This window comes from Amycolatopsis viridis, assembly GCF_011758765.1.
GTDB classification, from domain to species: Bacteria; Actinomycetota; Actinomycetes; order Mycobacteriales; family Pseudonocardiaceae; genus Amycolatopsis_E; species Amycolatopsis_E viridis.
Window position 1 is genome coordinate 4590290 of record NZ_JAANOU010000001.1, and the last position, 24027, is coordinate 4614316.

General features: G+C 71.0%; 27 protein-coding genes. 16 read left to right on the top strand and 11 right to left on the bottom strand.

What is annotated here, in order from left to right; all coding sequences use genetic code 11:
- Positions 1-80: 80 nt before the first annotated feature.
- A complete protein-coding gene (locus FHX46_RS22670) occupies positions 81-539 on the bottom strand; it encodes a nuclear transport factor 2 family protein (RefSeq protein WP_167118647.1) in 459 nt (152 codons plus the stop codon).
- Positions 540-628: 89 nt separating this feature from the next.
- On the opposite strand from FHX46_RS22670, the gene FHX46_RS22675 reads away from it, so the two are divergent.
- The gene (locus FHX46_RS22675; RefSeq protein ID WP_167118650.1) at positions 629-1168 is read left to right on the top strand and encodes a TetR/AcrR family transcriptional regulator; all 540 of its coding nucleotides are present in this window, start codon (positions 629-631) and stop codon (positions 1166-1168) included.
- A 636-nt stretch (positions 1169-1804) separates the two neighbouring features.
- Here FHX46_RS22675 and FHX46_RS22680 read toward each other — a convergent pair.
- The 3 genes from FHX46_RS22680 to aceA form a co-directional block, all read right to left on the bottom strand.
- A complete protein-coding gene (locus FHX46_RS22680; protein ID WP_167118653.1) occupies positions 1805-2593 on the bottom strand; it encodes a S1 family peptidase in 789 nt (262 codons plus the stop codon).
- Positions 2594-2806: 213 nt separating this feature from the next.
- Positions 2807-4414, bottom strand: a complete 1608-nt coding sequence (gene aceB / locus FHX46_RS22685; protein ID WP_167118656.1) for a malate synthase A — start codon at positions 4412-4414, stop codon at positions 2807-2809.
- A 66-nt stretch (positions 4415-4480) separates the two neighbouring features.
- On the bottom strand, positions 4481-5767 hold the full coding sequence (aceA, locus tag FHX46_RS22690) for an isocitrate lyase (protein ID WP_167118658.1): 1287 nt from the start codon (positions 5765-5767) through the stop codon (positions 4481-4483).
- A gap of 227 nt (positions 5768-5994) precedes the next feature.
- Between aceA and FHX46_RS22695 the strand changes: the two genes are divergently transcribed.
- Together FHX46_RS22695 and FHX46_RS22700 are read left to right on the top strand one after the other, a co-directional pair.
- Positions 5995-7419 (top strand): short-chain fatty acyl-CoA regulator family protein, encoded by a 1425-nt coding sequence (locus FHX46_RS22695; protein WP_167098883.1) that lies wholly within the window; start codon positions 5995-5997, stop codon positions 7417-7419.
- Between the two features lie 9 nt (positions 7420-7428).
- Entirely contained in the window at positions 7429-7965 is a 537-nt protein-coding gene (locus FHX46_RS22700) for an NADPH-dependent FMN reductase (RefSeq protein WP_167118661.1), read from the top strand.
- A gap of 137 nt (positions 7966-8102) precedes the next feature.
- On the opposite strand, the gene FHX46_RS22705 is transcribed toward FHX46_RS22700, so the two are convergent.
- Complete coding sequence (locus FHX46_RS22705; protein WP_167118664.1) at positions 8103-8858, bottom strand: acyltransferase; 756 nt, start codon at positions 8856-8858, stop codon at positions 8103-8105.
- 11 nt (positions 8859-8869) lie between these two features.
- Between FHX46_RS22705 and FHX46_RS22710 the strand changes: the two genes are divergently transcribed.
- The gene (locus FHX46_RS22710; protein WP_167118667.1) at positions 8870-9832 is read left to right on the top strand and encodes a nucleoside hydrolase; all 963 of its coding nucleotides are present in this window, start codon (positions 8870-8872) and stop codon (positions 9830-9832) included.
- 29 nt (positions 9833-9861) lie between these two features.
- On the opposite strand, the gene FHX46_RS22715 is transcribed toward FHX46_RS22710, so the two are convergent.
- On the bottom strand, positions 9862-11355 hold the full coding sequence (locus FHX46_RS22715) for a plasmid pRiA4b ORF-3 family protein (protein ID WP_313886222.1): 1494 nt from the start codon (positions 11353-11355) through the stop codon (positions 9862-9864).
- 112 nt (positions 11356-11467) lie between these two features.
- Positions 11468-11857 carry a nitroreductase/quinone reductase family protein gene (locus tag FHX46_RS22720; protein ID WP_167118668.1) on the bottom strand — a complete coding sequence of 130 codons (390 nt, stop codon included), beginning with the start codon at positions 11855-11857 and terminating at the stop codon, positions 11468-11470.
- Between the two features lie 119 nt (positions 11858-11976).
- Between FHX46_RS22720 and FHX46_RS22725 the strand changes: the two genes are divergently transcribed.
- The 5 genes from FHX46_RS22725 to FHX46_RS22745 all read left to right on the top strand — a co-directional run bounded on the left by FHX46_RS22725 (position 11977) and on the right by FHX46_RS22745 (position 15476).
- Positions 11977-12417, top strand: coding sequence for a MarR family winged helix-turn-helix transcriptional regulator (locus FHX46_RS22725; protein WP_313886223.1), 441 nt, complete (start codon positions 11977-11979; stop codon positions 12415-12417).
- A complete protein-coding gene (locus FHX46_RS22730) occupies positions 12414-13220 on the top strand; it encodes an ABC transporter ATP-binding protein (RefSeq protein WP_167118671.1) in 807 nt (268 codons plus the stop codon). The genes FHX46_RS22725 and FHX46_RS22730 overlap by 4 nt, the downstream gene beginning before the upstream one ends.
- A complete protein-coding gene (locus FHX46_RS22735) occupies positions 13180-13992 on the top strand; it encodes an ABC transporter permease (protein ID WP_167118674.1) in 813 nt (270 codons plus the stop codon). Before FHX46_RS22730 ends, FHX46_RS22735 begins: the two co-directional genes overlap by 41 nt.
- A gap of 80 nt (positions 13993-14072) precedes the next feature.
- Positions 14073-14714, top strand: coding sequence for a DUF4383 domain-containing protein (locus FHX46_RS22740; protein ID WP_167118677.1), 642 nt, complete (start codon positions 14073-14075; stop codon positions 14712-14714).
- A gap of 21 nt (positions 14715-14735) precedes the next feature.
- Complete coding sequence (locus FHX46_RS22745) at positions 14736-15476, top strand: SDR family NAD(P)-dependent oxidoreductase (protein ID WP_167118680.1); 741 nt, start codon at positions 14736-14738, stop codon at positions 15474-15476.
- A 59-nt stretch (positions 15477-15535) separates the two neighbouring features.
- Here the strand turns inward: FHX46_RS22745 and FHX46_RS22750 are convergent, their stop codons facing one another.
- Positions 15536-16366, bottom strand: a complete 831-nt coding sequence (locus FHX46_RS22750) for a hypothetical protein (RefSeq protein ID WP_167118684.1) — start codon at positions 16364-16366, stop codon at positions 15536-15538.
- Positions 16367-16546: 180 nt separating this feature from the next.
- Between FHX46_RS22750 and FHX46_RS22755 the strand changes: the two genes are divergently transcribed.
- The 3 genes from FHX46_RS22755 to bcp all read left to right on the top strand — a co-directional run bounded on the left by FHX46_RS22755 (position 16547) and on the right by bcp (position 17949).
- The gene (locus tag FHX46_RS22755) at positions 16547-16729 is read left to right on the top strand and encodes a hypothetical protein (RefSeq protein WP_313886292.1); all 183 of its coding nucleotides are present in this window, start codon (positions 16547-16549) and stop codon (positions 16727-16729) included.
- A gap of 199 nt (positions 16730-16928) precedes the next feature.
- A complete protein-coding gene (locus tag FHX46_RS22760; RefSeq protein WP_313886224.1) occupies positions 16929-17456 on the top strand; it encodes a hypothetical protein in 528 nt (175 codons plus the stop codon).
- A 13-nt stretch (positions 17457-17469) separates the two neighbouring features.
- Positions 17470-17949, top strand: a complete 480-nt coding sequence (bcp, locus tag FHX46_RS22765; RefSeq protein ID WP_167118690.1) for a thioredoxin-dependent thiol peroxidase — start codon at positions 17470-17472, stop codon at positions 17947-17949.
- Positions 17950-18098: 149 nt separating this feature from the next.
- Here the strand turns inward: bcp and FHX46_RS22770 are convergent, their stop codons facing one another.
- On the bottom strand, positions 18099-18788 hold the full coding sequence (locus FHX46_RS22770; RefSeq protein WP_208401632.1) for a GntR family transcriptional regulator: 690 nt from the start codon (positions 18786-18788) through the stop codon (positions 18099-18101).
- 226 nt (positions 18789-19014) lie between these two features.
- Between FHX46_RS22770 and FHX46_RS22775 the strand changes: the two genes are divergently transcribed.
- Genes FHX46_RS22775 through FHX46_RS22790 form a run of 4 tightly spaced genes read left to right on the top strand, consistent with a single transcriptional unit; the run spans position 19015 to position 22599 of the window.
- On the top strand, positions 19015-20337 hold the full coding sequence (locus FHX46_RS22775) for an MFS transporter (protein WP_243871326.1): 1323 nt from the start codon (positions 19015-19017) through the stop codon (positions 20335-20337).
- A complete protein-coding gene (locus tag FHX46_RS22780) occupies positions 20334-21110 on the top strand; it encodes a LamB/YcsF family protein (RefSeq protein WP_167098920.1) in 777 nt (258 codons plus the stop codon). The genes FHX46_RS22775 and FHX46_RS22780 overlap by 4 nt, the downstream gene beginning before the upstream one ends.
- Positions 21107-21724 (top strand): 5-oxoprolinase subunit PxpB, encoded by a 618-nt coding sequence (gene pxpB / locus FHX46_RS22785; RefSeq protein WP_167118699.1) that lies wholly within the window; start codon positions 21107-21109, stop codon positions 21722-21724. Before FHX46_RS22780 ends, pxpB begins: the two co-directional genes overlap by 4 nt.
- A complete protein-coding gene (locus FHX46_RS22790) occupies positions 21721-22599 on the top strand; it encodes a 5-oxoprolinase subunit C family protein (protein ID WP_167118702.1) in 879 nt (292 codons plus the stop codon). Before pxpB ends, FHX46_RS22790 begins: the two co-directional genes overlap by 4 nt.
- 46 nt (positions 22600-22645) lie before the next feature.
- On the opposite strand, the gene rdgB is transcribed toward FHX46_RS22790, so the two are convergent.
- Together rdgB and rph are read right to left on the bottom strand one after the other, a co-directional pair.
- Positions 22646-23254 (bottom strand): RdgB/HAM1 family non-canonical purine NTP pyrophosphatase, encoded by a 609-nt coding sequence (rdgB, locus tag FHX46_RS22795; RefSeq protein WP_167118705.1) that lies wholly within the window; start codon positions 23252-23254, stop codon positions 22646-22648.
- A complete protein-coding gene (gene rph / locus FHX46_RS22800) occupies positions 23251-24027 on the bottom strand; it encodes a ribonuclease PH (RefSeq protein WP_167118708.1) in 777 nt (258 codons plus the stop codon). Before rph ends, rdgB begins: the two co-directional genes overlap by 4 nt.

Sequence of the window (24027 nt, forward strand, 5' to 3'; positions counted from 1 at the left end):
CCACCGCGGCCGGCGCCCGGATCACCCGGCCGCCGGCTGCCGCGGTCCGGCCTCACCCGTCCGCACCGATCACCCGCCGCTCAGAACACCGGTAGTGAGCGGCCCCGTTCGGACTCCGGGCGGGGACCGAAGATGCGGCGCTCGGACTCAGCGATGGGCAGGTCGTTGATGCTGGCCTCGCGGCGGCGCATCAGGCCGTTGTCGGTGAACTCCCACAGTTCGTTGCCGTAACTCCGCCACCACTGCCCGGCGGCGTCGTGGCATTCGTACTGGAAGCGCACGGCGATCCGGTTGCCGCGGAAGCCCCACAGTTCCTTGCGCAGCGCGTAGTCGAGCTCGCGTTCCCACTTCCGGCGCAGGAACTCGACGATGGCGTCGCGGCCGACGACGTGCTGATCACGGTTCCGCCAGACCGAATCGGGCGTGTAGGCGAGCGCGACCTTCTCCGGGTCCCTGGTGTTCCACGCGTCCTCGGCGGCTTGGACCTTCTGGGCGGCGGTGTCCTCGTCGAACGGCGGGAACGGCGGGCGGTCGGACATAACGGCTCCTCGGGGAAGGTGAAGAACGATCGTTCTCCGTTGATGCGATACAGTAGAGAACGAACGTTCTCCACGCAAGGACCGGTGTGATGGATCACGACGAGGCACGGACCAAACTGCTCGACGCGGCGGAAGCGTTGTTCTACGCGCGCGGAATCCAGGCGGTGGGTATGGACGCGATCCGTGCGGCGTCGGGTGTGTCGCTGAAGCGGCTGTACCAGTGTTTTCCGGCGAAGGGCGACCTGGTCGAGGCGTACCTGCGCCGCCGGGACGAGCGGTGGCGGAAGTCGCTGGCGGAGTACGTCGAGACCCGGCCACCGGACGAGCGGGTGCCGGCGGTGTTCGACTGGCTGCGGCGGTGGTTCAGCGAGGACGGGTTCCGGGGGTGCGGGTTCATCAACTCCTTCGGTGAGCTGGGCGATGCAGCGCCCGGTGTCGTGGCGGTGGTGCGGGAGCACAAGGATCTGCTGCGGGACTACCTGCGATCCCTTGCTGGTTCCGCCGCGCTCGGCGACCAGATCTTCGCGCTGGTGGAGGGCGCGACGGTGATCGCGGGAATCACCGGCGACCCGGCCGCGGCCGACAGCAGCAAGACGGCGGCGGAGACCCTGCTGCGGACGGCTTCCTAGCGCAGCGCTAGCCGGACCCCGCGCCGGTGCGCCACCGAAGGAGCTGCATCGAATCGGGGACAGCCGGCCGATCGAGCTGCCCACCAGCCGACGCCAAGTCCCACCCGAGCGTTCGGCCGACCACCCGGACTGCCAGCCGAGGGAGTGCGCGGGTCAGCGCCAGCCAGCCGGCTCTCCCACCGACCGAAGCAGCCCGCCGAGTTGGCCACCGACCCAGGCAAGCCCGGCCGAGACGGCCATCCTCCACAGCAGTCCCGTTCAGTTCACCAGTGACCCCAAGCCTGCCCGGCCAGGCGGACTACCCACGCCAGCCGGGCCAGGCCGACCACAAACGAGGCGAGGCGAGCTGGCCGCGCCGCCGACGGCGCCACCCCCATTGGCCACCTGGCCGCCGGACCAGCCGACCACACCGCCGGAACCGGCCCAGCGCAGGCTGCTCCCCGCGCCGCCGCAACGAAGACCGGGAAGTGCCCAGGAGACCGCGCGCCGCACCCCGCAAGACACCACGAGTCCGCGCGCTCCCCAGCCCCGCAAGAACCCCGAGACCGTGGGCAGCCGCAAGTCCCGAAGTGGCCAGGAAGCCACGGGCAGCTCTGGCGTGGATGCGCGCAGGGTCCAGACCGGCAGCGCCGCAGGTTAAGGCAGCACCTCCGGCGGGGTCAGTTGCGCTTGCAGTTCGTCGTGGTAGGAGCCCACGCGGGCATAGACGCCGGGCTTCCCCGGTTCGGCACAGCCCTCGCCCCAGGAGACGACGCCGATAAGGTGCCCGCCGGCCACCAGGGGACCTCCGGAGTCACCCTGGCAGGTGTCCACCCCGCCCTGCGGGTAACCCGCGCACACCATCGCCGTGGGGATGTACTGCGAGTAGGCCTTCGCACAATAGTCGTCGCTCGTGATGGGGACCGTGGCCTTCAGCAGGACGTCCGACGAGTCGCCCATCGGCGCCGTGTTGCCCCACCCCAGGATCGTCGCCTCCGTACCCGCCTGGTAACCGGGATCGTCCTTCGTGGCCAGTGGCAGCGGCTGCCCGGACACCGGTTGCGTCAGGGACAGCACGGCCACGTCGTAGCCCTTCGTGGCGTCCTTGAACTTCGGGTGCACCCAGACGTGGGACACAGTGGACACTGTGCCGTCGCGTCCGCTCAGGCGCGTCCGACCGCTCACGACCCGCAGCGCGGACGGGCTCTCCCCCTGTGCGCAGTGCGCCGCCGTCAGCACCTTGTCCGGCGCGACCAGCGTGCCACCGCAGAACTGGAGGCCGGAGGGATCGGTCAGCGCCACGGTGAACGGGTAGTCGGCGATGTTCGCGGGTACGCCACCCACGACCCCCGGCTCCGCCTGTGCGGCCGGCGCGACGGCACACGCGGCGATCACGGCTGCCAGCGCGGCCATCGAACGGGTGAAACGGCGGACTACAGGGATCATGACCAGCTCCTTCGGCACCCCTGGATCAACATTGCTGCACTCCAGGATTGCGCTTCGAGCCGGTTCTACACATCTACCGAAAGACAGAAATTTCGTGGCACGAGTCGGGCCCGGTAGGCGGAGCATACCTACCGGGCCCGAGTGTCCGCGCTGTCCGGCCACAGCCAGCGCGAGCCGGCTTTCCCCGTCAGGAGAGGGAAAACCGGAGTCCCTCTACACCAGATCGGTCAGATAACGCGCGTACGCACCGGTGGTGAGGAAGTTCGGCAGCTTCTCGCCGAGAGCCGTCTCGACGAAGATCTCCCGCGCGTCGTCCAGTTTGGCCTCCGCACCCAGGTCGGCGCGGATCCCCGCGAGCTCCTCGTCCAGCATGGACCGGACCAGTTCCGGGGTGATCGCGGTGCCGTCGTCGAGCTTCGTGCCGTTGCGGATCCACTGCCACACCTGCGCCCGGGCGATCTCCGCGGTCGCCGCGTCCTCCATCAGGTTGAAGATCGCCGCAGCGCCCGTCCCCCGCAGCCACGAGTCCACATAGCGCAGAGCGATGTTGATGTTGGACCGCAGACCCTTCTCGGTGACTTCGCCACCCGCACTGGCGACGTTCAGCAGATCCGCGGCGGTCACCGAGACGTCCTCGCGCAGCCGGCCGAGCTGGTTCGGCCACCCGCCCAGCTCCTCGTCGAAGACCTCGCGGCAGACCGGCACCAGACCGGGGTGCGCGACCCACGAGCCGTCGAACCCGTCGTGCGCCTCGCGCTCCTTGTCCTGCCGGACCTGCTCGAACGCCAGCGCGTTCGCCTCCGGGTCCTTGCTCGGGATGAAGGCCGCCATGCCGCCGATGGCGTGCGCACCGCGCTTGTGGCAGGTCTGGACCAGCAGCTCGGTGTACGCGCGCATGAACGGCGCGGTCATCGTCACCTGGGCGCGGTCAGGCAGGACGAAGTCCGCGCCCGCGTCCCCGAAGTTCTTGATGATGCTGAAGATGTAGTCCCAGCGCCCGGCGTTCAGGCCGGCCGCGTGCTCCCGCAGCTCGTAGAGGATCTCGTCCATCTCGAAGGCCGCGGTGATCGTCTCGATCAGGACGGTCGCCCTGATCGTGCCCTGCGGGATGCCCAGTTCCTGCTGCGCGAAGCGGAACACGTCGTTCCACAGCCGCGCCTCCAGGTGGTTCTCCAGCTTGGGCAGGTAGAAGTACGGCCCGCTGCCCCGCGCCAGCAGCTGGCGCGCGTTGTGGAACAGGTAGAGCCCGAAGTCCACCAGGCTGGCCGAGACCGGCCGGCCGTCGATGCGCAGGTGCTTCTCGACCAGGTGCCAGCCCCGCGGCCGGACCACGATGGTCGCCGGGTTGTCGCCGATCGTGTACCGCTTGCCCGACTCGGTGGTGAAGTCGATGTTGCGCCGGATGGCGTCGTACAGGTTCAGCTGCCCGCCGATGACATTCGGCCAGGTCGGCGAGGTCGCGTCCTCGAAGTCGGCCAGCCACACCTTCGCGCCGGAGTTCAGCGCGTTCACGGTCATCTTGCGGTCGGTCGGGCCGGTGATCTCCACGCGGCGGTCCTCCAGGCCGGGTGCCGCGGGCGCCACGTGCCAGGAGTCGTCGTTGCGGATCCACCGGGTCTCCGGGCGGAAGTCGAGGGGCTCCTCGCCGCTGGCGAGCTTCTCCCGCCGCAGCCGCCGCTCGTCGAGCAGTTCGCACCGCCGTCCGGCGAACTCGTTGTCCAGCTGCGCGATGAAGGCCAGCGCCGCCGGGGTGAGGATCTCGTCGTACCGCTCGCCGGCCGGGCCGGCGACCTCGATCTGCGAGGTGAACCTGTGAGACATGGCAAGCCTTCCTGGAGGGGCCGCGAGCGGCCAGGGCGAGCGCACCCCGGCCGCTCGCGACTCTTTCTAGAACTGGGCTTCTTCGGTGGAACCGGTGAGCGCGGTGGTCGAGCTCTCCGGGTTCAGCGCAGTGCTGACCAGGTCGAACCAGCCGGTGCCGACCTCGCGCTGGTGCTTCGTGGCGGTGTAGCCGCGCTCCTCCGAAGCGAACTCGCGCTCCTGCAGGTCGACGTAGGCGGTCATGCCCTCCCGGGCGTAGCCGTGCGCCAGGTCGAACATCGAGTAGTTCAGGGCGTGGAAGCCGGCCAGCGTGATGAACTGGAACTTGTAGCCCATGTGGCCCAGCTCCCGCTGGAACTTCGCGATGGTCGCGTCGTCCAGGTGCTTGCGCCAGTTGAACGACGGCGAGCAGTTGTAGGCGAGCATCTGGTCCGGGTACTTCGCCTTGATCGCCTCGGCGTACTGGCGGGCGACCTCGAGGTCCGGCGTGGAGGTCTCCATCCACAGCAGGTCGGCGTACTCGGCGTAAGCCAGGCCGCGGTCGATGCACGGCTCGATGCCGTTGCGGACCTTGTAGAAGCCCTCGGAGGTGCGCTCACCGGTGATGTACTTCTGGTCGCGCTCGTCGACGTCGCTGGTGATCAGCGTGGCGGCCTGCGCGTCGGTGCGGGCCACGACCAGGGTCGGCACGTTCAGCACGTCCGCGGCCAGGCGAGCCGCGTTCAGGGTGCGCTCGTGCTGCTTGGTCGGGATGAGCACCTTGCCGCCGAGGTGGCCGCACTTCTTCTCGGACGCGAGCTGGTCCTCCCAGTGCACGCCCGCGGCGCCGGCGGCGATCATGCCCTTCATCAGCTCGAACGCGTTCAGCGGGCCACCGAAGCCGGCCTCCGCGTCGGCGACGATCGGCGCGTACCAGTCGATATCGGTGTTGCCCTCGGCCCAGTTGATCTGGTCGGCGCGGCCGAGCGCGTTGTTGATGCGGCGGACGACGGCGGGAACCGAGTTGGCCGGGTACAGGCTCTGGTCCGGGTAGGTCTGCCCGGCGAGGTTCGCGTCCGCCGCGACCTGCCAGCCGGACAGGTAGATGGCCTTGAGGCCGGCCCGCACCTGCTGAACCGCCTGGTTACCGGTCAGGGCGCCGAGCGCGTGGATGTAGTCCTCGCTGTGCAGCAGGTTCCAGAGCTTCTCCGCGCCGCGGCGGGCGAGCGTGTGCTCCTCGACGACGCTGCCGCGCAGCTTCACCACGTCGGCCGCGCTGTAGGAGCGCTTGACGCCCTTCCACCGCGGGTTGGTCGCCCACTCCTGCTCCAGCTTCGCGGCTTCCTGCTGCAACTCGTTGGGCTGCTCTGCCATGGGAGTTCTCCACCTTTGCGAACGTTGCGATGACTCGCTTGCTTGTCTCGACCATGACATGCGCTGCGCAAACACCGCCAGCGCTCCAATTTGCCAATTTCTGCGAATTTTGGCGTAGCATGTTGTGAAGGTTGCGAAACGACGTTTCGCAGCCGCCGCAAAGTCCGGCGACTGAATCGGTCACGTGATCGGTGCGGTCTGGAAAAGCTCTTCGGAAAGGGCCTGTCGTGGAGAAGACTTTCGCCGGCGCGAAGCTGCGCCACCTGCGGGAGAGCCGGTCGATGAGCCAGGCGGACCTGGCCAGGTTGCTCGAAATCAGCCCCAGCTACCTCAACCAGATCGAGCACAACTCGCGTCCCTTGACCGTTCCGGTGCTGCTGCGGATCACCGAGGCGTTCGGCGTCGACACCGAGTTCTTCGCCAACAACGACACCAGCCGCCTGGTCGCCGACGTGCGCGAAGCCCTGCTCGACGAGGCGATCGGCATCGACGCGACGACCAGCGAGCTCAACGAGCTGGCGAAGAACCTGCCCACGATCGCGCAGGCCCTGGTCCGGCTGCACCGCAGCTACCGGGCGGCGGTGGAGAGCACGGCCGCGCTGGTCACCGAGAACGGCCTGGGGCCGCACGGCAGCGCCGCCGCCCCCCTGCCGCACGAGGAGGTCCGCGACTTCTTCTACGAGCGGGAGAACTACGTCGCCGAGCTGGACGAACGCGCCGAACGCATGGCCGAGGACATCGGCCTGCGGCGCGGAGCCGTGCACAACACCCTGCAGGAGCGGCTCGCCAACCACTACGGCGTGCAGGTGACCAGTGAGGGCATCGACGAGGCCGCCGGGCAGCAGCACCGCTACTCCCCGGACGCGAAGATCCTGCGGCTCGCGCCGAGCCTGCGCGTCGGCCAGCGGGCGTTCCGGATGGCTTCGCAGATCGCGCTGCTCGAGTACGACGACCTGATCACCGAGCTCGCCGACTCGTGGGCGTTCTCCGGCCCGGCGGCCCGGTCGCTGGCCCGGGTGGGGCTGGCCAACTACTTCGCCGGGGCGCTGATCCTGCCGTACGGGCCGTTCCTGTCGACGGCGGAGAGCTTCCGCTACGACATCGAGCGGCTGTGCGACCACTTCGGAGTCGGCTTCGAGACGGTGTGCCACCGCCTGTCCACCCTCCAGCGGCCGAAGCGGCGCGGCGTGCCGTTCTCCTTCGTGCGGGTGGACCGCGCGGGCAACATGTCGAAGCGGCAGTCGGCGGCCGGCTTCCACTTCTCCCGCGTCGGCGGTTCGTGCCCGCTGTGGAACGTCTACGAGGCGTTCAGCTCGCCCGGCAAGATCCTCACCCAGATCGCGACGCTGCCGGACGGCAAGAGCTACTTCTGGATCGCGCGGACGGTGTCGCGCAACATCGGCGGGTACGGCAGCCCGGGCAAGATGTTCAGCGTCGGGCTCGGCTGCGAACTCCGCCACGCCGGCCGGCTGATCTACTCGACGGGCCTGGACCTGGACGCCAGGGCGGCTGCCACGCCGATCGGCATGGGCTGCAAGGTGTGCGAGCGCCCGGCCTGCCCGCAGCGCGCGTTCCCGACGATCGGCAAACAGCTCACGGTCGACGAGAACACCAGCACCTTCGTCCCGTACCCGGCGGTGCCCAAGGGCTAGCGTGGCAACATGACGAAGATCTTCCGGATCCTGGCGGTCAGCGGGAGCACGCGGGCGGGCTCGGCCAACTCCGCGATGCTCGCGACCGCGCGGGCCGTCGCACCCGACGGCGCGGTGGTGGACATCTACGAGGGACTGCGGTCACTGCCGCACTTCGATCCGGATGACGACCGGGATCCGTTGCCGGCGGCCGTCGCCGACCTGCGCGGGCGGCTGACGGAAGCGGACGCGGTGCTGTTGTGCACCCCGGAGTACGCGGGCGCGCTGCCCGGGTCCTTCAAGAACCTCCTCGACTGGGCGGTCGGCTCGGCGGCGATGGACGCCAAGCCGGTGGCGTGGATCAACGTGTCGTCCTCGATCACCGGCGCCGCCGGGGCGCACGCGTCGCTGCGCACTGTGCTCGGCTACCTGGGAACGCGGATCGTCGAAGACGCGTGCGTGCACATCCCCGTGCGACGGGACGCGGTCGGCGCGGACGGGCTCATCCACGACGATGCCGTGCGCGACCAGGTGCGAGCAGCACTCATCGCGCTGGCAACCACCTGAACCGGCCAATACGGCGCCCGCAACAGCGAACACGGCGCCACGAGCGGCAAACACGCGCACCTGCCGGCGTGTTTGCCGCTCCGGCCGGCATGTTGGCCGGCTGCGGCGGGCGTGTTTGCCGGCTGCGGCGGTGGGCGCTAGTGCTGTTCGAGCGTTTTCTGGAGCGCCTTGCTCGCCTTGCGGGCCATGTCCGCGACGGCCTCGCGACGGGCGGCGTCGGCTTCGTAGTCGGCCCGCCGGTCCCGCACCACGCGGGCCGGGGAGCCGACCGCGATGGCGTAGTCCGGGATGTCACCGCGCACGACCGCGTGGGCGCCGAGCACGCAGCCGCGGCCGACGCGGGTCCCGCGGAGGACCGACACCTTGGTGCCGATCCAGGTGTCCGGTCCGATCCGGACCGGGGTCTTCACGATGCCCTGGTCCTTGATCGGCAGGTTGATGTCCGCCGTGACGTGGTCGAAGTCACAGATGTAGACCCAGTCGGCCACCAGGGTCGCCGCGCCGAGCTCGATGTCGAGGTAGCAGTTGATGACGTTCTGGCGCCCGAAGACCGCCTTGTCGCCGATCCGCAGCGAACCTTCGTGGCAGCGGATGGCGTTGCCGTCGCCGATGTGCACCCAGCGGCCGATCTCCAGGCGGCCGTACCCGGGCCGGCAGTGGATCTCCACGTCCTTGCCGAGGAAGACCATGCCGCGCAGGATGATGTGCGGGTTGGCGAGCCGGAACTTGAACAGCCGCCAGTACCGCACGAGGTACCAGGGCGTGTAGGCCCGGTTGCGGAGAACCCAGCGCAGGGACTCGGCGGTCAGGAACCTCGCCTGCCGCGGGTCGCGCCGGGCGCGGCGCCACGCCTGCACCCGGGACAGCACCGGCGATCCCCACATCGATGTCATAGGTTGACAGTATGCCGCTCCCGTTGATCATCGATACGGACCCGGGCGTGGACGACGCCTTCGCGATCGCCGTGGCGGCGCTGAGCGAGGACGTGGATCTGCTCGGGATCACCACGGTGTTCGGCAACGTCCCGCTCGAGGCGACCACGCTCAACGCCCGCCGGGTACTGGCGTTGTGCGGGCGTGCCGACGTGCCGGTGGCCGCCGGTGCCGCGCGCCCGCTGGTGCACGCCCAGCTGCGGCGGGCCAGTCACGTGCACGGCCCGGACGGGCTGTCCGGGCGTTCGGCGACGCTGCCCGAGCCGCACCGGGCGGTGGAGCCGGGCGGCGCGGTGCGCCTGCTGGTGTCGCTGCTCGAGGCGGCCGAGGAGCCGGTGACGATCGCGCCGATCGGCCCGTTGACGAACATCGCGCTGCTGCTGGCCGCGCACCCGCAGGTGCGGGAGAAGATCGGCCGGATCGTGATCATGGGTGGCGGCCTGGCCGGTGGCAACTCGACCGGCGCGGCGGAGTTCAACATCTGGAGCGACCCGGAGGCGGCGCGGCGGGTGCTGGTCGAGGAGACCGTGCCGTGCGTGCTGGTGCCGATGGACCTGACGTACCGGTGCGCGGTGGACAGCGCGTGGCTGGGCGAGCTCGCCGCGTCCGGCCCGGTCGGTGCCGCGCTGGCGGCCCTGACCCCGGACTACCGGGCGCACTACCGCACAGCTCTCGGCTGGGACGGGATCGTGCTGCACGACGCAGTCGCGGTCGCCGAGGCGATCCGGCCCGGCATCCTGCGCACCGAGCGGTATCCGGTGGAGGTCGAGTGCTCGCTGGGTCCGGCGCGCGGCGCGACACTGGTCGACCGGCGGCGGCAGGCGCTGCGCGCGGACGCGGAGGGCGACGTGGTGCCGGGCCGGGTCGAGATCGCGGTGGACACCGACCTGGACGGCCTGCGCGCGTTCATCCTGGAGCGACTGGCCCGGAGCTGAGTTCCCGGCGGCCGGACGGCGAGTCGCCGTCAGGGCTGGGCGGGGTGCGGGATCCGGATCGCGGCGAGACGGCGGTTGCGCGAGGAAACGCTTTCCCCGCTCTTGGACACGCTCGTGCAACGCGGGTAGTCCGCGTTCGGATCCGGGTCGAGGATCTTCTCGCACGTCACCACGTGCTCGGCGCCGCCGAGGACGAACTGCAGGCTCGTGCCCGGCCGCACCAGCACGTGGGACAGCCGGACGTCGTGGGAGTCCCGGTCCTCGCCGAGGCCGAAGAACGGGTCCGCGTACCGCACACCGTCGGCTTCGAACAGGTGCTCCTCGCCGGCCGCGTCGAGCGCTTCGGCCAGCACGCCGAGCGTCACGCTCGCCGGGATCAGCAACCGCCACCACCGCGGTGGCTTGCGGCCCGTCACCGTGATCTTCAGCTGGTACACGCTGAGCCGCACCGAGGCGGCGAAGGCGGCGAGCTCGCGCCGCAACGCCGTGGCTTCCGGCTCCAGCGCGTCCAGCCCGCCCCGGTCGCGGACGTAGTGGTACGCCTCCTCGACCCCGCTGCGCTCCCGCGCGGACAACGCGTACTCGGTGACCATGCGCCGGCGCTCCGCTCCGGTCAGCCCAGGACCCTCGTCAAACATCGCCAGCATCGCGGCGGCGTGCGGCCGGACGTTGCGGTAGCTCAGGGCGCTGTGCCACGCCGGCAGCACCTCGTCACCGAAGCCGGCGGTCACCTCGACGGCCGCGACGCGTTCGACGGGCGAGGCGAACTCGGCGGCGTGCAGCAGTTGCGCCGCGCCGTCCACCGGCCGCCGGCCCTCGAACCAGCGCAGCGCCTGGTGCCACGCCTCGTCGGCGGGCAGCGGCGCGAGACGGTTCAGCAGGTGCCCGGCCGGTAGATCGGGTGTGACCGGGCGCGGTTCCCGCGCGGCCCACTCGTCCAGCGCCCACTGGCCCAGCGGCGTGACCTTCCGGTCCCCGTCGAGGGCGCCGAACTCGGTGAGCACGTCGAGCGCCGCGTCCAGCGGGAACGGCTGGGTGCCGCCGAAACTCGCCGCGACGGCGTGGGCGTCCTCGCTGCCCTTGAGCAGCCGGTGCACCGAGAACACCAGATCGTCGAGCAGCGGCCCGTTGGCCAGTGCCGTGAGCACCGCGCGGCACAACGCGAACGCCCCCCGGCGCCGCGGGTCGGCCGATTCCGCGCGCAGCACCGCGTCCAGGCCCTTGAGCCACAACTGCGCCGGGTCGTCGTGCGCGGGCCGGGCGACCGCCTCCTCGACGCCGACTTCGATCAGCCCGGCGCCTTCCGCGGCCACCCACGGGCGGTGGATCGTGACGACGTCCGCTGCCGACCGCACCTTCTCGCCCACCTCGACGCCCAGCACCCCGGCGACCGAGGGCACGTCGGCGGGGCGCAGAACTCCTTTGGGCGTAACGGGTCTCCCATCGCCGACCCAGCTCGCCAGCGCCCTGGTGCGGGAGAGTGCGCGGCACTGACTGGCCAAGGTGGAGATTCCGGTACTCACCCGCAGGACTTTAGCGAGCGCGCCGCCGGACCCGGACGGGTGCTTTCCATCCACAGTAGCCCGAGCGATGTCGACAAGTCGATCTTGGGCGGCGCGGCTCCGCCCACGCACGCTAGTCCAGGTCGACCCGCACGGTCAGCGGCGCGATCCCCAGGCGGCGCACGACCCAGCTGTTGAACGACGGCAGTGTCTTCAACCGCTCGTCCGGGTTGTCGTCCGGCAGCAGGTGAGCCGTGCCGGCGCGCCAGGTCCGGCCCAGCCGCACCCGCACCTTGGGGTTCGCCTCGATGTTGCGGACGTAGGCCGCGTGCCGGCCGTCGCCCGCCACGAACCAGAACGAGTCCCCGGCAACCTTCCCACCGACCGGGGTCTGATGGGGCACGCCGCTGCGGCGCCCGATCGTCTCGAGCACCACCTGCCCGGGCATGCGCCTGGTCACCGGGTTGATCAGCCGGTGGAACGCGTCCGCCGCCCGCTTCTTCTCCTCTGCGCTCTTCGCCACCGTTCATGCTTACCAAGGTTTCCGATCACGCGCCGACGACTTCGCGGCCGTCCGGCCACTTCCGGCCGGTAATATGATGAGCATTGCTAATAGCTCCTAGACAGAGCTATCGTGAAAGCGTGCGGGACCTGGCCGAGAACCTCATGACGACCACCGCCGGACTGCGGCGGGTGGTGCGGCGCCGGGTGCGGGAAACCCTGCCGCACGCTCCCCTGCGCGCCGGTCAGGTCGAATTGCTCCGCGTGGTCGAGAGCCACCCCGGTATCGGCGTCGCCGCGGCCGCGCGAGCGTTGCACCTGGCCGGCAACTCGGTGAGCACGCTGGTCAACCAGCTCGTCGACGCCGGCCTGCTGGAGCGGCGCGCCGACCCCGCCGACCGGCGCGCGGCCCGCCTCGAGCTCACCGGCGCAGCCCGGACGAGGCTGGCGAGCTGGCGCCGCACGCGCACCGGGTTCGTCGCGTCGGCGGTCGCCACCCTGTCGTCCGCGGACCGCGACGCGATCGAGGCCGCGCTCCCCGCACTCGGCCGGCTGATCGACGCACTCCAGGAGGAGAAATGACCACACCCGCGGTGCGCTGCGCCGGCCTCCGGCACGCCTTCGGCGATACCGTCGCCGTCGACGGCGTCGACCTGGAGATCCCGGCCGGTCAGGTGTTCGGGCTGCTCGGCCCCAACGGGGCCGGCAAGACCACGACGATCCGGATGATCACCACCCTGCTGCCGGTCCGGACCGGCACGGTCGAGGTCTTCGGGCTCGACGTCACCCGCCGGAAGATGGCGGTGCGGCGGTTGATCGGCTACGTCCCGCAACAACTCTCCGCCGACGGCTCGCTCAGCGGCCGGGAGAACGTGTCGTTGTTCGCGCGCCTGTTCGACGTCCCCCGGCGTGAGCGCGCGGAACAGGTCCGCATCGCGCTCGGCGCCGTGGGCCTGCTCGACGACGCCGACCGCACGGCCGCGACGTACTCCGGTGGCATGATCCGCCGCCTCGAACTCGCGCAGGCGCTGGTCAGCTCGCCGCGGCTGCTCATCCTGGACGAGCCGACCATCGGGCTCGACCCGGTGGCCCGCAGCGGTGTCTGGGAGCGCATCGGGCAGGTTCGCGCCGAGACCGGGATGACGGTCCTGGTCACCACGCACTACATGGAGGAGGCCGAGCAGTACTGCGAGCAGGTCGCGCTCATGCACCGCGGCCGCGTCCGCGCCCTGGGCAGCCCCGCGGACCTGCGGGCGCAGCTGGGTCCGGGGTCCACTTTGGACGACGTCTTCCGGGCGGTCACCGGTGACGCGTTCGACGACACCGACAAGGGAGGGATGCGAGGTGTCCGCGCCGCTCGACGCACCGCCCGCCGCCTGGGCTGAACCCGATCCGGTCCGCCGCCTGCTGTCCCGCGTGGGCACGATGTGCCTGGTGGAGCTGCAGAAGCTGCGCCGCGATCGCTCCGAACTCGTCACCCGCGCGATCCAGCCGGCGCTGTGGCTGCTGATCTTCGGCGAGACCTTCACCCGGCTGCGCGCCATCCCGACCGGGGACACGCCCTACCTGGACTTCCTCGCGCCCGGGATCCTCGCGCAGTCCGCGTTGTTCATCGCGATCTTCTACGGCATCCAGATCATCTGGGAACGCGACGCGGGCGTGCTGGGCAAGCTGCTGGTCACGCCGACACCGCGCGCCGCGCTGGTCACCGGCAAGGCGTTCGCGGCCGGGGTACGGGCGTTCGTGCAGGCGGTGATCGTGCTCGTCCTCGCCGCGATCCTGGGTGTCGGCCTGACCGCCAACCCGCTGAAGCTGATCGGCGCCGCGCTCGCCGTGGTGCTCGGTTCGGCGTTCTTCTGCTGCCTGTCGATCGTCATCGCCGGACTGGTGCTGTCCCGCGAACGGCTGATGGGCATCGGGCAGGCGATCACTATGCCGTTGTTCTTCGCCTCCAATGCACTCTATCCGGTGGACCTGATGCCGCATTGGCTGCGCGTGCTCAGCCGCGTGAACCCGCTCAGTTACGAGGTGGACGCCCTGCGCGGCCTGCTCATCGGCACCGTCCACCACCTCTGGGTGGACTTCGCGGTGCTCGCCGGGTCCGCCGCGGTCGCCATCGCGGTCGCATCCGCCCTGCTCGGACGGCTCGTGCGGTGAGTTTGCCCACTCAACGCCGGGGGTAGCCCACCAAGCACATCACGCAACCGTGGTGACGTCGGACGAAGGGGACAGGCGCCATGTCTCGTACCGAACACGCCCGCGTCCGGGCTGCCGGCTTCCAGCCGGTCCAGGGACTCGCCGCGCTCGTCGGCCTGGTCTACCTCGCCGTGGGCATCGTCGGGTTCGTGCGGACCGGGCTCGGCAGCTTCACCGGCAACCAGCACCAGATGCTCCTGGGCTTCATGATCAACCCCTTGCACAACCTGGTCCACACGGTGATCGGTGTGCTCGGCCTGGTGTTCGCCGCGAGCTCACCCTCGGCACGCACCTTCGGCTGGATCCTGTTCATCGGGTACGGGCTGATCGGCATCTGGGGCCTGATGGTCACCGGGGTGATCTCGTCGAACCCCGTGTCCGGCCTCGGCAACCCGCTCAACCTGAACTCGGCCGACAACTGGCTGCACCTGGTGACCGCCGTCCTGGGTCTGATCATCGCGATCATGCCGGCACGCAAGAGGGCGCAGATGGAGTCCACGGACACCGGTACCACCGCCGCCACGGGCGGCGGGATGCAGCAGCCGGTGGTGACCGGGAACGACGTGCCGGGCAACGCGGACGTCCCGACCCGCCCGGTGCCGCAGCAGACCGGCGCGGACGAACCCGGCCGGCACCGCACCTCGCGCTGGCGGGCGCACCGGCCGGGACACACCACGCACTGATCGTCGGGCAGACTGCCGGGCGTGAGCGAAACAGTGCTGGTGCTCGGCGGGCGCAGTGAGATCGGCCTCGCCGTCGCGCGGAAACTCGCGGGTGGCGGAGGAAAGTTCGTGCTCGCGGCCCGGCGCTGCGGCGACCTCGACGACGAGGAGACGTCGCTGCGCCGGGCCGGCGCGTCGGAGGTGGCGCGGGTCGAGTTCGACGCCGACGACGTGGCCCGGCACCGCGGGGTGCTGGACGCGGTCGTCGCCGAACACGGTCCACTGGCGACCGTCGTGGTCGCGTTCGGCGTCCTGGGCGACCAGGAGCGGGCCGAACGCGACGCGGCGCACGCGATGGCCGTGATCCACACCGACTACGTGGCGCACGTGAGCATCCTGACCGAGCTGGCGAACCTGTTGCGGGCGCAGGGCCACGGCCGGCTCGTGGTGTTCTCCTCGGTGGCCGGCGTGCGGGTGCGGCGGGCGAACTACGTGTACGGCTCGGCGAAGGCCGGGCTGGACGGCTTCGCGAGCGGCCTCGCCGACGCGCTGCACGGCAGCGGCGTGCGGCTGCTGCTGGTGCGGCCCGGTTTCGTCATCGGCCGGATGACCGAGGGCATGTCGGCGGCCCCGTTCGCCAGCACACCGGAGCAGGTGGCCACGGCCACGGTCCGTGCCCTGCACCGCGGGCGTGGCGAAGTGTGGGTACCGCCTGTGTTGCGCCCGGTGTTCTTCCTGATGCGGCTGCTGCCGCGGCCGGTCTGGCGGCGCCTCCCCCGCTGATCGAACGGCGACGGCCACCTCGCGGCGAACGCGGGTGGCCGTCGGCACGAGGTCCGGGGTCAGCCGCCGAGGAGCCCGCCCACCAGGCCGCCGACGACCCCCAGCAGGCCGCCGTCGTTCTTCTTGGTGGTCGCCGTGGGCCGGGAGGACGAACTGGACGGCGGCTGAGAACTCGGCTGGGTCGTCGTGTCCTGCGCCGTGGTGGTCGTGGTCGTGGTCGTCGCCGCCGGGTGGCTGCTCGTGCCGGTCGTGCTGCGCGCCGCGGGAGCCCCGGGCTGCGTCGAAACCGGCGCGGCCACCGAGCCGCTGCTGGTGGACGACTGGCCCGTCCGCGCGCCGCTGCTCGTGCTGCTGGTCCCACCGGGCTGAGTGGCCGCGGACTGGGACGACGCACTGCCGGCCGGTGGCAGGTCCGGGCTCACCGGCATCGGAGTACTACTGGCCAGCAGCTGCTGCTGCGGCGCCGCGATGGTGCTCGTGCTGGTGCTGGTGCTCGCCGGCGCGTTTCCGGTGCTGGTGTCCAAGCCGCCGCCGCCCACGCCGCCCGGCGCGGCCGCGTCGTGCAGCTGTCCGGTGGTCAGCGTGGTCACCGCGACGCCGGCCAGCGCCGCCACACCGGCGGCGAGTGCGCCGATCCGGCCCGCCTTGCGCTTGTCCCACCGGCTGCCCGGTTCGCTCTCGCGCCGCAGGATGCTCGCCGCGGGGATGCGCACGGTCGGCGCCTCGGCCACCTCCGCGGTGATGCCGGGGTCGTCCGCCTGCGGCTCGGGATCCTTCGGCAGCTTGACGGCGGTGAACTCCTGCGTGACGCCTTCCCGGCGCAGCAACTCCGCGACACTGATCTGCCGTGTCGTGGCACTCGGTCGAGTGTCTTTGTCGTCGCTCGTCACGCTGAACCTCTCCGCTTCCGCTACTGCCCGCGACATAATGACGGTTGTTATCAGTTCGTTGCCTTCTATCGTGTCCGAGGTCACAACCAGTAGGCCAAATGTCGTACGGACCGTGACAGGCCGATCGCGGAACCGACCCGTTACTGTGAGCCCGATCGCGGGATGGCGGAGGTGACGAGCGTGGCGGGCCGCAACCCTCTTTCGTGGGTGAGCCGCGTGGCCGACTGGTTCGAGCAGCGCGGCGTCTACGTCCCCGGCGAGGACAACCACACGGTTGACCCGTGGCGCGATTTCGGCTGGTTGATCGTGGCCTGGCTGGTCGGATGCGGCACGTTCATCCTCTTCCTCGCTCTCGCGGTCTGATCCGGGGCGTGAGAGCCCGATCACGATCCGTGCCGCTCCGATCACGGATCGGCCACAGGCCGACACCAGGTCCGCGTCAACCCCGTGCGGTGACTCGCACGCGCACGGGAAGACCGACAAAGTGGAGCGCGCCCGGCGGAAATACCTACCCCGTTCGGACCAGTCGGGCGGCAGTTGAAGACGTGAGGAAGTGGCCCCTGTGCGCACCCCGAGGCACGCGATGGCCGCTCTCGTCCTGGTGGCGGTGACCGCGTGCGGTGCACCCGCGCAGGTCGGGAGCGGGTCGACGAGCACCGGTGGGGACATCGCGGCCCAGCAGGCGCTGCCTGCGCTGCGCACGCTCGATTTCGGCGGCCAGTTCCGGTTCGCCGACGGGATCGCCGTGTCGGTGTCCGCGCCCAAGCCGTTCAAGCCCAGCGACAGCGCGTACCCGCACAGCGATCGCGCGGTGGCGTTCGAGATCATCATCCGCAACGAGGGCGCTCAGCCGTACCGGCTGTCCGGCTTGAGCGTGTCCGCGACCGTCGGCGACGTCGCGTCCAAACAGGTCGTGGACTCCACCCAGGGCTACAGCGGGATCGTGGAGGCGGGCAAGGACGTGCAGCCCGGGCGCGACGTGCGGGTGAACCTGGCGTTCGCCGCGCCACCGCAGACGGCCGAGATGAAGCTGACCCTGCGGCCCACCGCGACCAGCCCGGTCATCGCGGTGTACTGCGGGCGCGCCTGAGTACGCTCGGGCCATGACTGACCCGCAGCGGCTCGCCCCCGGCGAGAAGGCCCCCGACTTCACCCTCCCCGACAGCACGGGCAAGCAGGTGTCGCTGTCCGACTTCCGCGGCAGCCACGTCGTCGTCTACTTCTACCCCGCGGCCGGCACGCCCGGGTGCACCAAGCAGGCGTGCGACTTCCGGGACAACCTCGCCGAGCTCGACGGCGCCGGTTACCAGGTGCTCGGCATCTCGCCGGACAAGCCGGAGAAGCTCGCGAAGTTCGCCGACGCCGAGGGGCTGACGTTCCCGCTGCTGTCCGATCCGGACAAGACCGTGCTCACCGAGTGGGGCGCCTTCGGCGAGAAGAAGAACTACGGCCGCGTCGTCCAGGGCGTCATCCGGTCGACCTTCGTGATCGACCCCGAGGGCACGATCGTCAAGGCGATGTACAACGTCCGCGCGACCGGCCACGTGGCGAAGCTGCTCAAGGACCTGCAGATCGCCGCCTGAGCCACATCGGCCAACACACCACCCGGAACCAGCCAACACACCACCCGGAGCGGCAAACACACTGCCCGGAGCAGCAAACACGCCGACCAGCGGCGTGTTTGCCGCCGGGGGCGCCGTGTTTGCTGGCGGGGGTGGTGGGTTGGCCGTCGCTACATGCCGGTCCGGTAGGCGGTGACCAGCTGGTTCTCCGCGTCGTCGAGGTAGGCGGCCAGCAGGCGCTCCGCGGCGGCGCCGTCACCAGTACGGAGCCGGTCCAGGATCTCCCGGTTGCGCTCCAGGTACGGCTCGTGGAACGGCTGCGGGTCGGCCATCACGTGGAAGACCAGCCGCAGCTCGGCGAGCAGCCCGCGCACCAGCTCGTCAACCCGGGGACTGCCGGCGAGCGTGATCAGCGCCTGGTGGAAGTGGATGTTGGCGGTGCCCAGCTCACGCCAGGCCTGGCGCTTCTTCGCGTCCTCACCGTCGGCCACCGCGGCCTCCACCGCCCGCAGCTTGTCCCCCGGCGGGCTGTCGATCTCCCGCAGCACCGCGCACTCGACGAGCTTGCGCACCTTGTACAGGTCGATCACGTCCTCGACCGAGAGGCGGCGCACGAACACGCCCCGGTTCAGCTCGTGGACCAGCAGCTTCTCGTGGGTGAGCAGCCGGAACGCCTCCCGCAGGGTGTTGCGGGAGACGCCCAGCGCCCCGCCTATCGCCTCCTCGGACAGCCGGCTGCCAGGCTCGAAGTAGCCCTCCGTGATGCGTGCACGCAGGATGTCCGCCAGGCGTTCGGCGGTGCTCGTGCGCCCGAGCAGCAGGCGGTCCGCTTCGAGCCCGGTGCTGAGCATCGAGCCCATGGACTCGGCGTCGGTGGTCACTCGAGGCCTCCGGTTTCTCAGGGTCGGACCGCGTAACGGAAACTTAACCATCCCTCGAAGGACGGTCCAACCTGCGACTTGTTCTACGAAAAGTCTATCCGGATGCTTCGAAGCCCGGTGCTTGCTCCTCGAAAGTATTGACGGATCGTTCAACAATCCCTAACTTCATGACCTACCTCACTCCCTTCGATGGATGGACATCGTGATGACCGCTTCAACTGAGACCACGGACAAGCGCTCCCTGCGCCGCGCGTTCGTGGCGAGCTTGTCCGGCACCACCCTCGAGTACTACGACTTCGCGGCCTACTCGGTGGCGGCCGCGACGCTGTTCGGCAAGCTGTTCTTCCCCTCCGGGGACGCGCTCGCCGGCACCATGGCGGCGTTCTCCACGTACGCGGTCGGCTACCTGGCCCGCCCGCTCGGCGGGTTCGTCTTCGGGCGGCTCGGCGACAAGCTGGGCCGCAAGCAGGTGCTCGTGTTCACCCTGCTGCTGACCGGTATCGCCACGTTCCTGATCGGTGTCCTGCCCACCCACGCCTCGGTCGGCGGCTGGGCCGCCGTGCTGCTGGTGCTGCTGCGCTTCGCGCAGGGTGTCGGTGTCGGTGGTGAATGGGGTGGCGCCGTGCTGCTCTCCAGTGAGTTCGGCGACCCGAAGAAGCGCGGCTTCTGGGCCTCGGCCGCGCAGATCGGCCCGCCGGCAGGCAACCTGCTGGCCAACGGTGTGATCGCGCTGCTGACCGCGCTGCTGAGCACCGCCGCCTTCGAGTCCTGGGGCTGGCGCGTCGCGTTCCTGCTGTCCGGTGTCCTGGTGCTGTTCGGCCTGTGGCTGCGGATGAAGCTCGAGGAGACCCCGGTCTTCAAGAAGATCGCCGAGAGCGGCGAGAAGCCGAAGGCCCCGCTCAGGGAGGTCTTCACGCAGGAGCCGCGGGCACTCATCGCCGGCATCCTGGTCCGCATCTGCCCGGACGTGCTGTACTCGCTGTTCACGGTCTTCGTCCTCACCTACATGACCAGCGAGCTGCACATGACCCGCAGCCAGGGCCTGACCGCGGTGATGATCGGTTCGGCGTTCCAGCTGTTCCTGATGCCGGCCGCCGGCGCGCTGTCCGACCGGTTCAACCGCCGCACGATGTACATGGTGGGCACGATCGCCGCGGCGGTCTGGCCGTTCCTGTTCTTCCCGCTGGCCGGCACCAAGTCCTACCTGGCCATCGCCGTCGGCATGGTCGTGGCGCTCGCGATCCACGCCCTGCTCTACGGCCCGCAGGCCGCGCTGATCACCGAGCAGTTCTCCGAGCGCCTGCGCTACACCGGCAGCTCGCTGGCCTACACCCTGGCCAGTGTGGTCGGCGGTGCGGTCGCCCCGCTGATCTTCACCGCGCTGATCGCCAGCTACCACTCCTGGGTCGCGGTGGCGCTCTACGTCGTGGTGACCGCGGTGCTGACCGGCATCGGTGTCACGCTCGCCCGGAAGACGCCCGTGGAGACTGTCGCGGTTCCGGCTCCGACGGCGGAAGTCGCACGATGAGCGCCCCCGCGACCACCGCCACCATCGATCTGAACTGCGACGTGGGCGAAGGGTTCGGCGCCTGGCGGATCGCCGACGACGAGGCCCTGCTGGACGTCGTGACCGGCGCCAACGTGGCCTGTGGCTTCCACGCCGGTGACCCCTCGACCATGCGGCACGTGTGCGAGGCGGCGGTGCAGCGCGGGGTCACCATCGGCGCCCACGTCGGGTACCGGGACCTGGCCGGGTTCGGCCGCCGGTTCCTCGACGTGGACCCCGTCGAACTCATCGACGAGATCCTCTACCAGCTGGGTGCGCTCGACGCACTGGCCGGCGCGTCGGGCGGCGAGATCGCCTACGTCAAGCCGCACGGCGCGCTGTACAACGCCATCGCCACGCACGAGAAGCAGGCGGGCGCGGTGGCCGAGGCGGTGTGGCAGTACGACCCGACGCTGCCGGTGCTCGGGCAGCCCGGATCCCGGTGGCTGGCGCGGGCTGCCGAGATCGGGCTGACCACGATCGCCGAGGCGTTCGCCGACCGCGGGTACTCGCCCGACGGGCGGCTCCTCCCCCGGCGCGAGCCGGGGGCGGTGCTGACCGACCCGGACGAGGTCGCGCGGCGGTGCGTCCGGCTGGTGCGGGACGGCGAGGTGGTGGCCGTGGACGGCACGGTCATCCCCCTCCAGGCGGGTTCGCTGTGCGTGCACAGCGACACCCCGGGCGCGGTGGCGCTGGCCACCGCGGCCCGTACCGCGCTGGTGTCGGCCGGGGTCGAGGTGCGGAGTTTCGCATGAACATCCGGCGATGCGGGGACCAGGCGCTGCTCGTGGACGTCGGCGACGGCGGGATCGATGCGGTGCTCGGGCTGTACTCCGCGCTGTCCGACCCCCGGCCCGACGGCGTGACGGAACTGGTGCCGGCGGCGCGCACCCTGCTGGTGCGCTTCGACCCGGCGATCATCGGGGCCGGTGAGCTGGCGGAGCTGCTGGCGGGCACCGAACCGGTGCCCGCCCAGGCGATGCGCGGCGAGCTGGTGGAGATCCCGGTGCACTACGACGGCGCGGACCTGGCCGAGGTCGGCGAACACACCGGCCTCGGCCCGGACGGTGTCGTCGAGATGCACACCGCCGCCGAGTACACAGTGGCGTTCGGCGGCTTCGCTCCCGGGTTCGGGTACCTGACCGGGTTGCACCCGAAGCTGCACCTGCCGCGGCGGGCCACGCCGCGGACGCACGTGCCCGCGGGTGCGGTCGCCATCGCCGGTGAGTTCACCGGCATCTACCCGCGGTCCTCCCCGGGCGGCTGGCAGCTGGTCGGCCGGACCGAGATCCCGCTGTGGGACCCGGCCCGTCGTCCGCCGGCCCTGCTGCGGCCGGGTACCCGCATTCGCTTCCGGGAGGTTCGATGATCGAGGTGGTGCGGCCCGGGCCGTTGACCACGGTGCAGGACCTGGGACGTCCCGGACTGGCCGCCCTGGGGGTCGGCCGGTCCGGGGCCGCGGACCGGCGGTCGGCGGCGCTGGCGAACCGGCTCGTGGGCAACTTGGACGACGCCGCCGTCCTGGAGACCACGTTCGGCGGTCTGGTGCTGCGGTTCCGGCAGGTGGCGCGGGTCGTGGTGACCGGCGCACCCTGCCCGGTGCGCCGGGGCCGCCGCGGCGAGGCGATGAACGCGCCGTTCACCGTGTGGCCGGGCGAGGAGCTGGTGCTCGGTGCGCCGACCTCCGGCCTGCGCACCTACCTGGCGGTGCGCGGGGGGATCGGGGTGGACAAGGTGCTGGAGTCCCGGTCGACCGACCTGTTGGCCGGGCTGGGGCCGGCCGCGCTGAGCGAGGGCGACGTCCTGCCGATCGGCCGCGACGAATGCGGTCCGCTGCCGTCGGTGGAGGTCGCGCCGGTGCCCGATCCGGCCGGGTTCGGGCTGACGGTGCGCGTGATGCCCGGTCCGCGGGACGACTGGTTCACCGCGGAGGCGCTGCGGACCTTCGCCACCGCGACCTACGAGGTCACCTCGGAGAGCAACCGCGTCGGCGTGCGGCTGACCGGTCCGGTGCTGGAGCGCGCGCGGGAGGGCGAGCTGCTCAGCGAGGGCATGGTGCCGGGCGCGATCCAGGTGCCGCCGTCGGGGCTGCCGCTGGTGTTCCTCGCCGACCACCCGGTGACCGGTGGCTATCCGGTGATCGGCGTCGTGCTGACCGACGACCTGCCGGTGATGGCCCAGGCGCGGCCCGGGCAGACCGTCTCGTTCCGGCTCGTGTCCGCCGCTCTCCCGGCGGCGGCCTGAAACTCCCGGGAGCCGTCCGCACGGGCGGCTCCCGGGTCTCCACTTCTCAGTGTCCGGCCAGCTCCCGCAGCGCGGGCAGCAGCGCCCGCAGCGCCCGTCCGCGGTGCGAGGCAGCGTCCTTTTCGGCCGGTGCCATCTCCGCCGACGTGCGGTTCTCCCCCTCCGGCCGGAAGATCGGGTCGTAGCCGAACCCGTTGCTGCCGCGGGCTTCCCGGAGCAGGGCGCCACGCCACTCACCGCGCACGACCGTCTCGGTACCGTCCGGCAGCACCAGTGCGGCCGCGCACACGAAAGCCGCGCCGCGCCGCTCGTCCGGCGTGTCGGTGAGCTGCGCCAGCACCAGGTCGAGGTTGGCCTGGTCGTCGCCGTGCCGTCCGGACCAGCGGGCGGAGAGCACACCGGGCATGCCGTTCAGCGCGTCGACCGTCAGACCCGAGTCGTCCGCCACCGCGGGCAACGACGTGGCGGCCACCGCGTCCCGCGCCTTGGCCAGCGCGTTCTCCTCGAACGTCGCGCCGGTCTCCGGCGCCTCGGGGAACTCCGGCACGTCCGACAGGCCCACGACCTCGAGCCCGCCGATGCCCTCGGCCGCCAGGATCCGCCGCAGTTCGCCGAGCTTCTTGGCGTTGCGCGTGGCCAGCAGGACGCGGCTCACTTCGCGCCCTTCTTCTTGCCGGTGGCCGGCTCGGGCAGCTCGTGCGGGTAGGGCTGCGCCAGCGCGGCCTGCTGCAACCGGGTGAGCTCCGCGCAGCCGGCCTGCGCCAGGTCCAGCATCTTGTCCAAAGTGGAGCGGGTGAAGGTGGCGCCCTCGCCGGTGCCCTGCACCTCGATGAGGGTGCCGGCGTCGGTGCAGACCACGTTCATGTCGACCTCGGCCCGCGAGTCCTCCTCGTACGGCAGGTCCAGGCGCACGCGCCCGTCCACCACGCCGACGCTGACCGCGGACACCATCGCCGACAGCGGTTGCGGATCGGCCAGCCGCCCGGCCGCGGCGAGCCAGGTGACCGCGTCGGCCAGCGCCACGTACCCACCGGTGATCGCGGCCGTCCGGGTGCCGCCGTCGGCCTGGATCACGTCGCAGTCGAGCTGGATCGTGTTCTCGCCGAGCGCCGACAAATCGATGCAGGCCCGCAGTGCGCGGCCGATGAGCCGGCTGATCTCGTGGGTCCGGCCGCCGACGCGGCCCTTCACCGATTCACGGTCGCTGCGGTCGTGCGTGGCCGAGGGGAGCATCGCGTACTCGGCCGTCACCCAGCCCAGGCCCGATCCGGCGCGCCACCGGGGCACGCCCTCGCTGACGCTGGCCGCGCAGAGCACCTTCGTGTTGCCGAACTCGATGAGCACCGAGCCGGCGGGCCACTGCTGGAATCCCCGCGTGATCTGCACGTCGCGGAGCTGGTCGTCGTTCCTGCCGTCTTTTCGCACCAC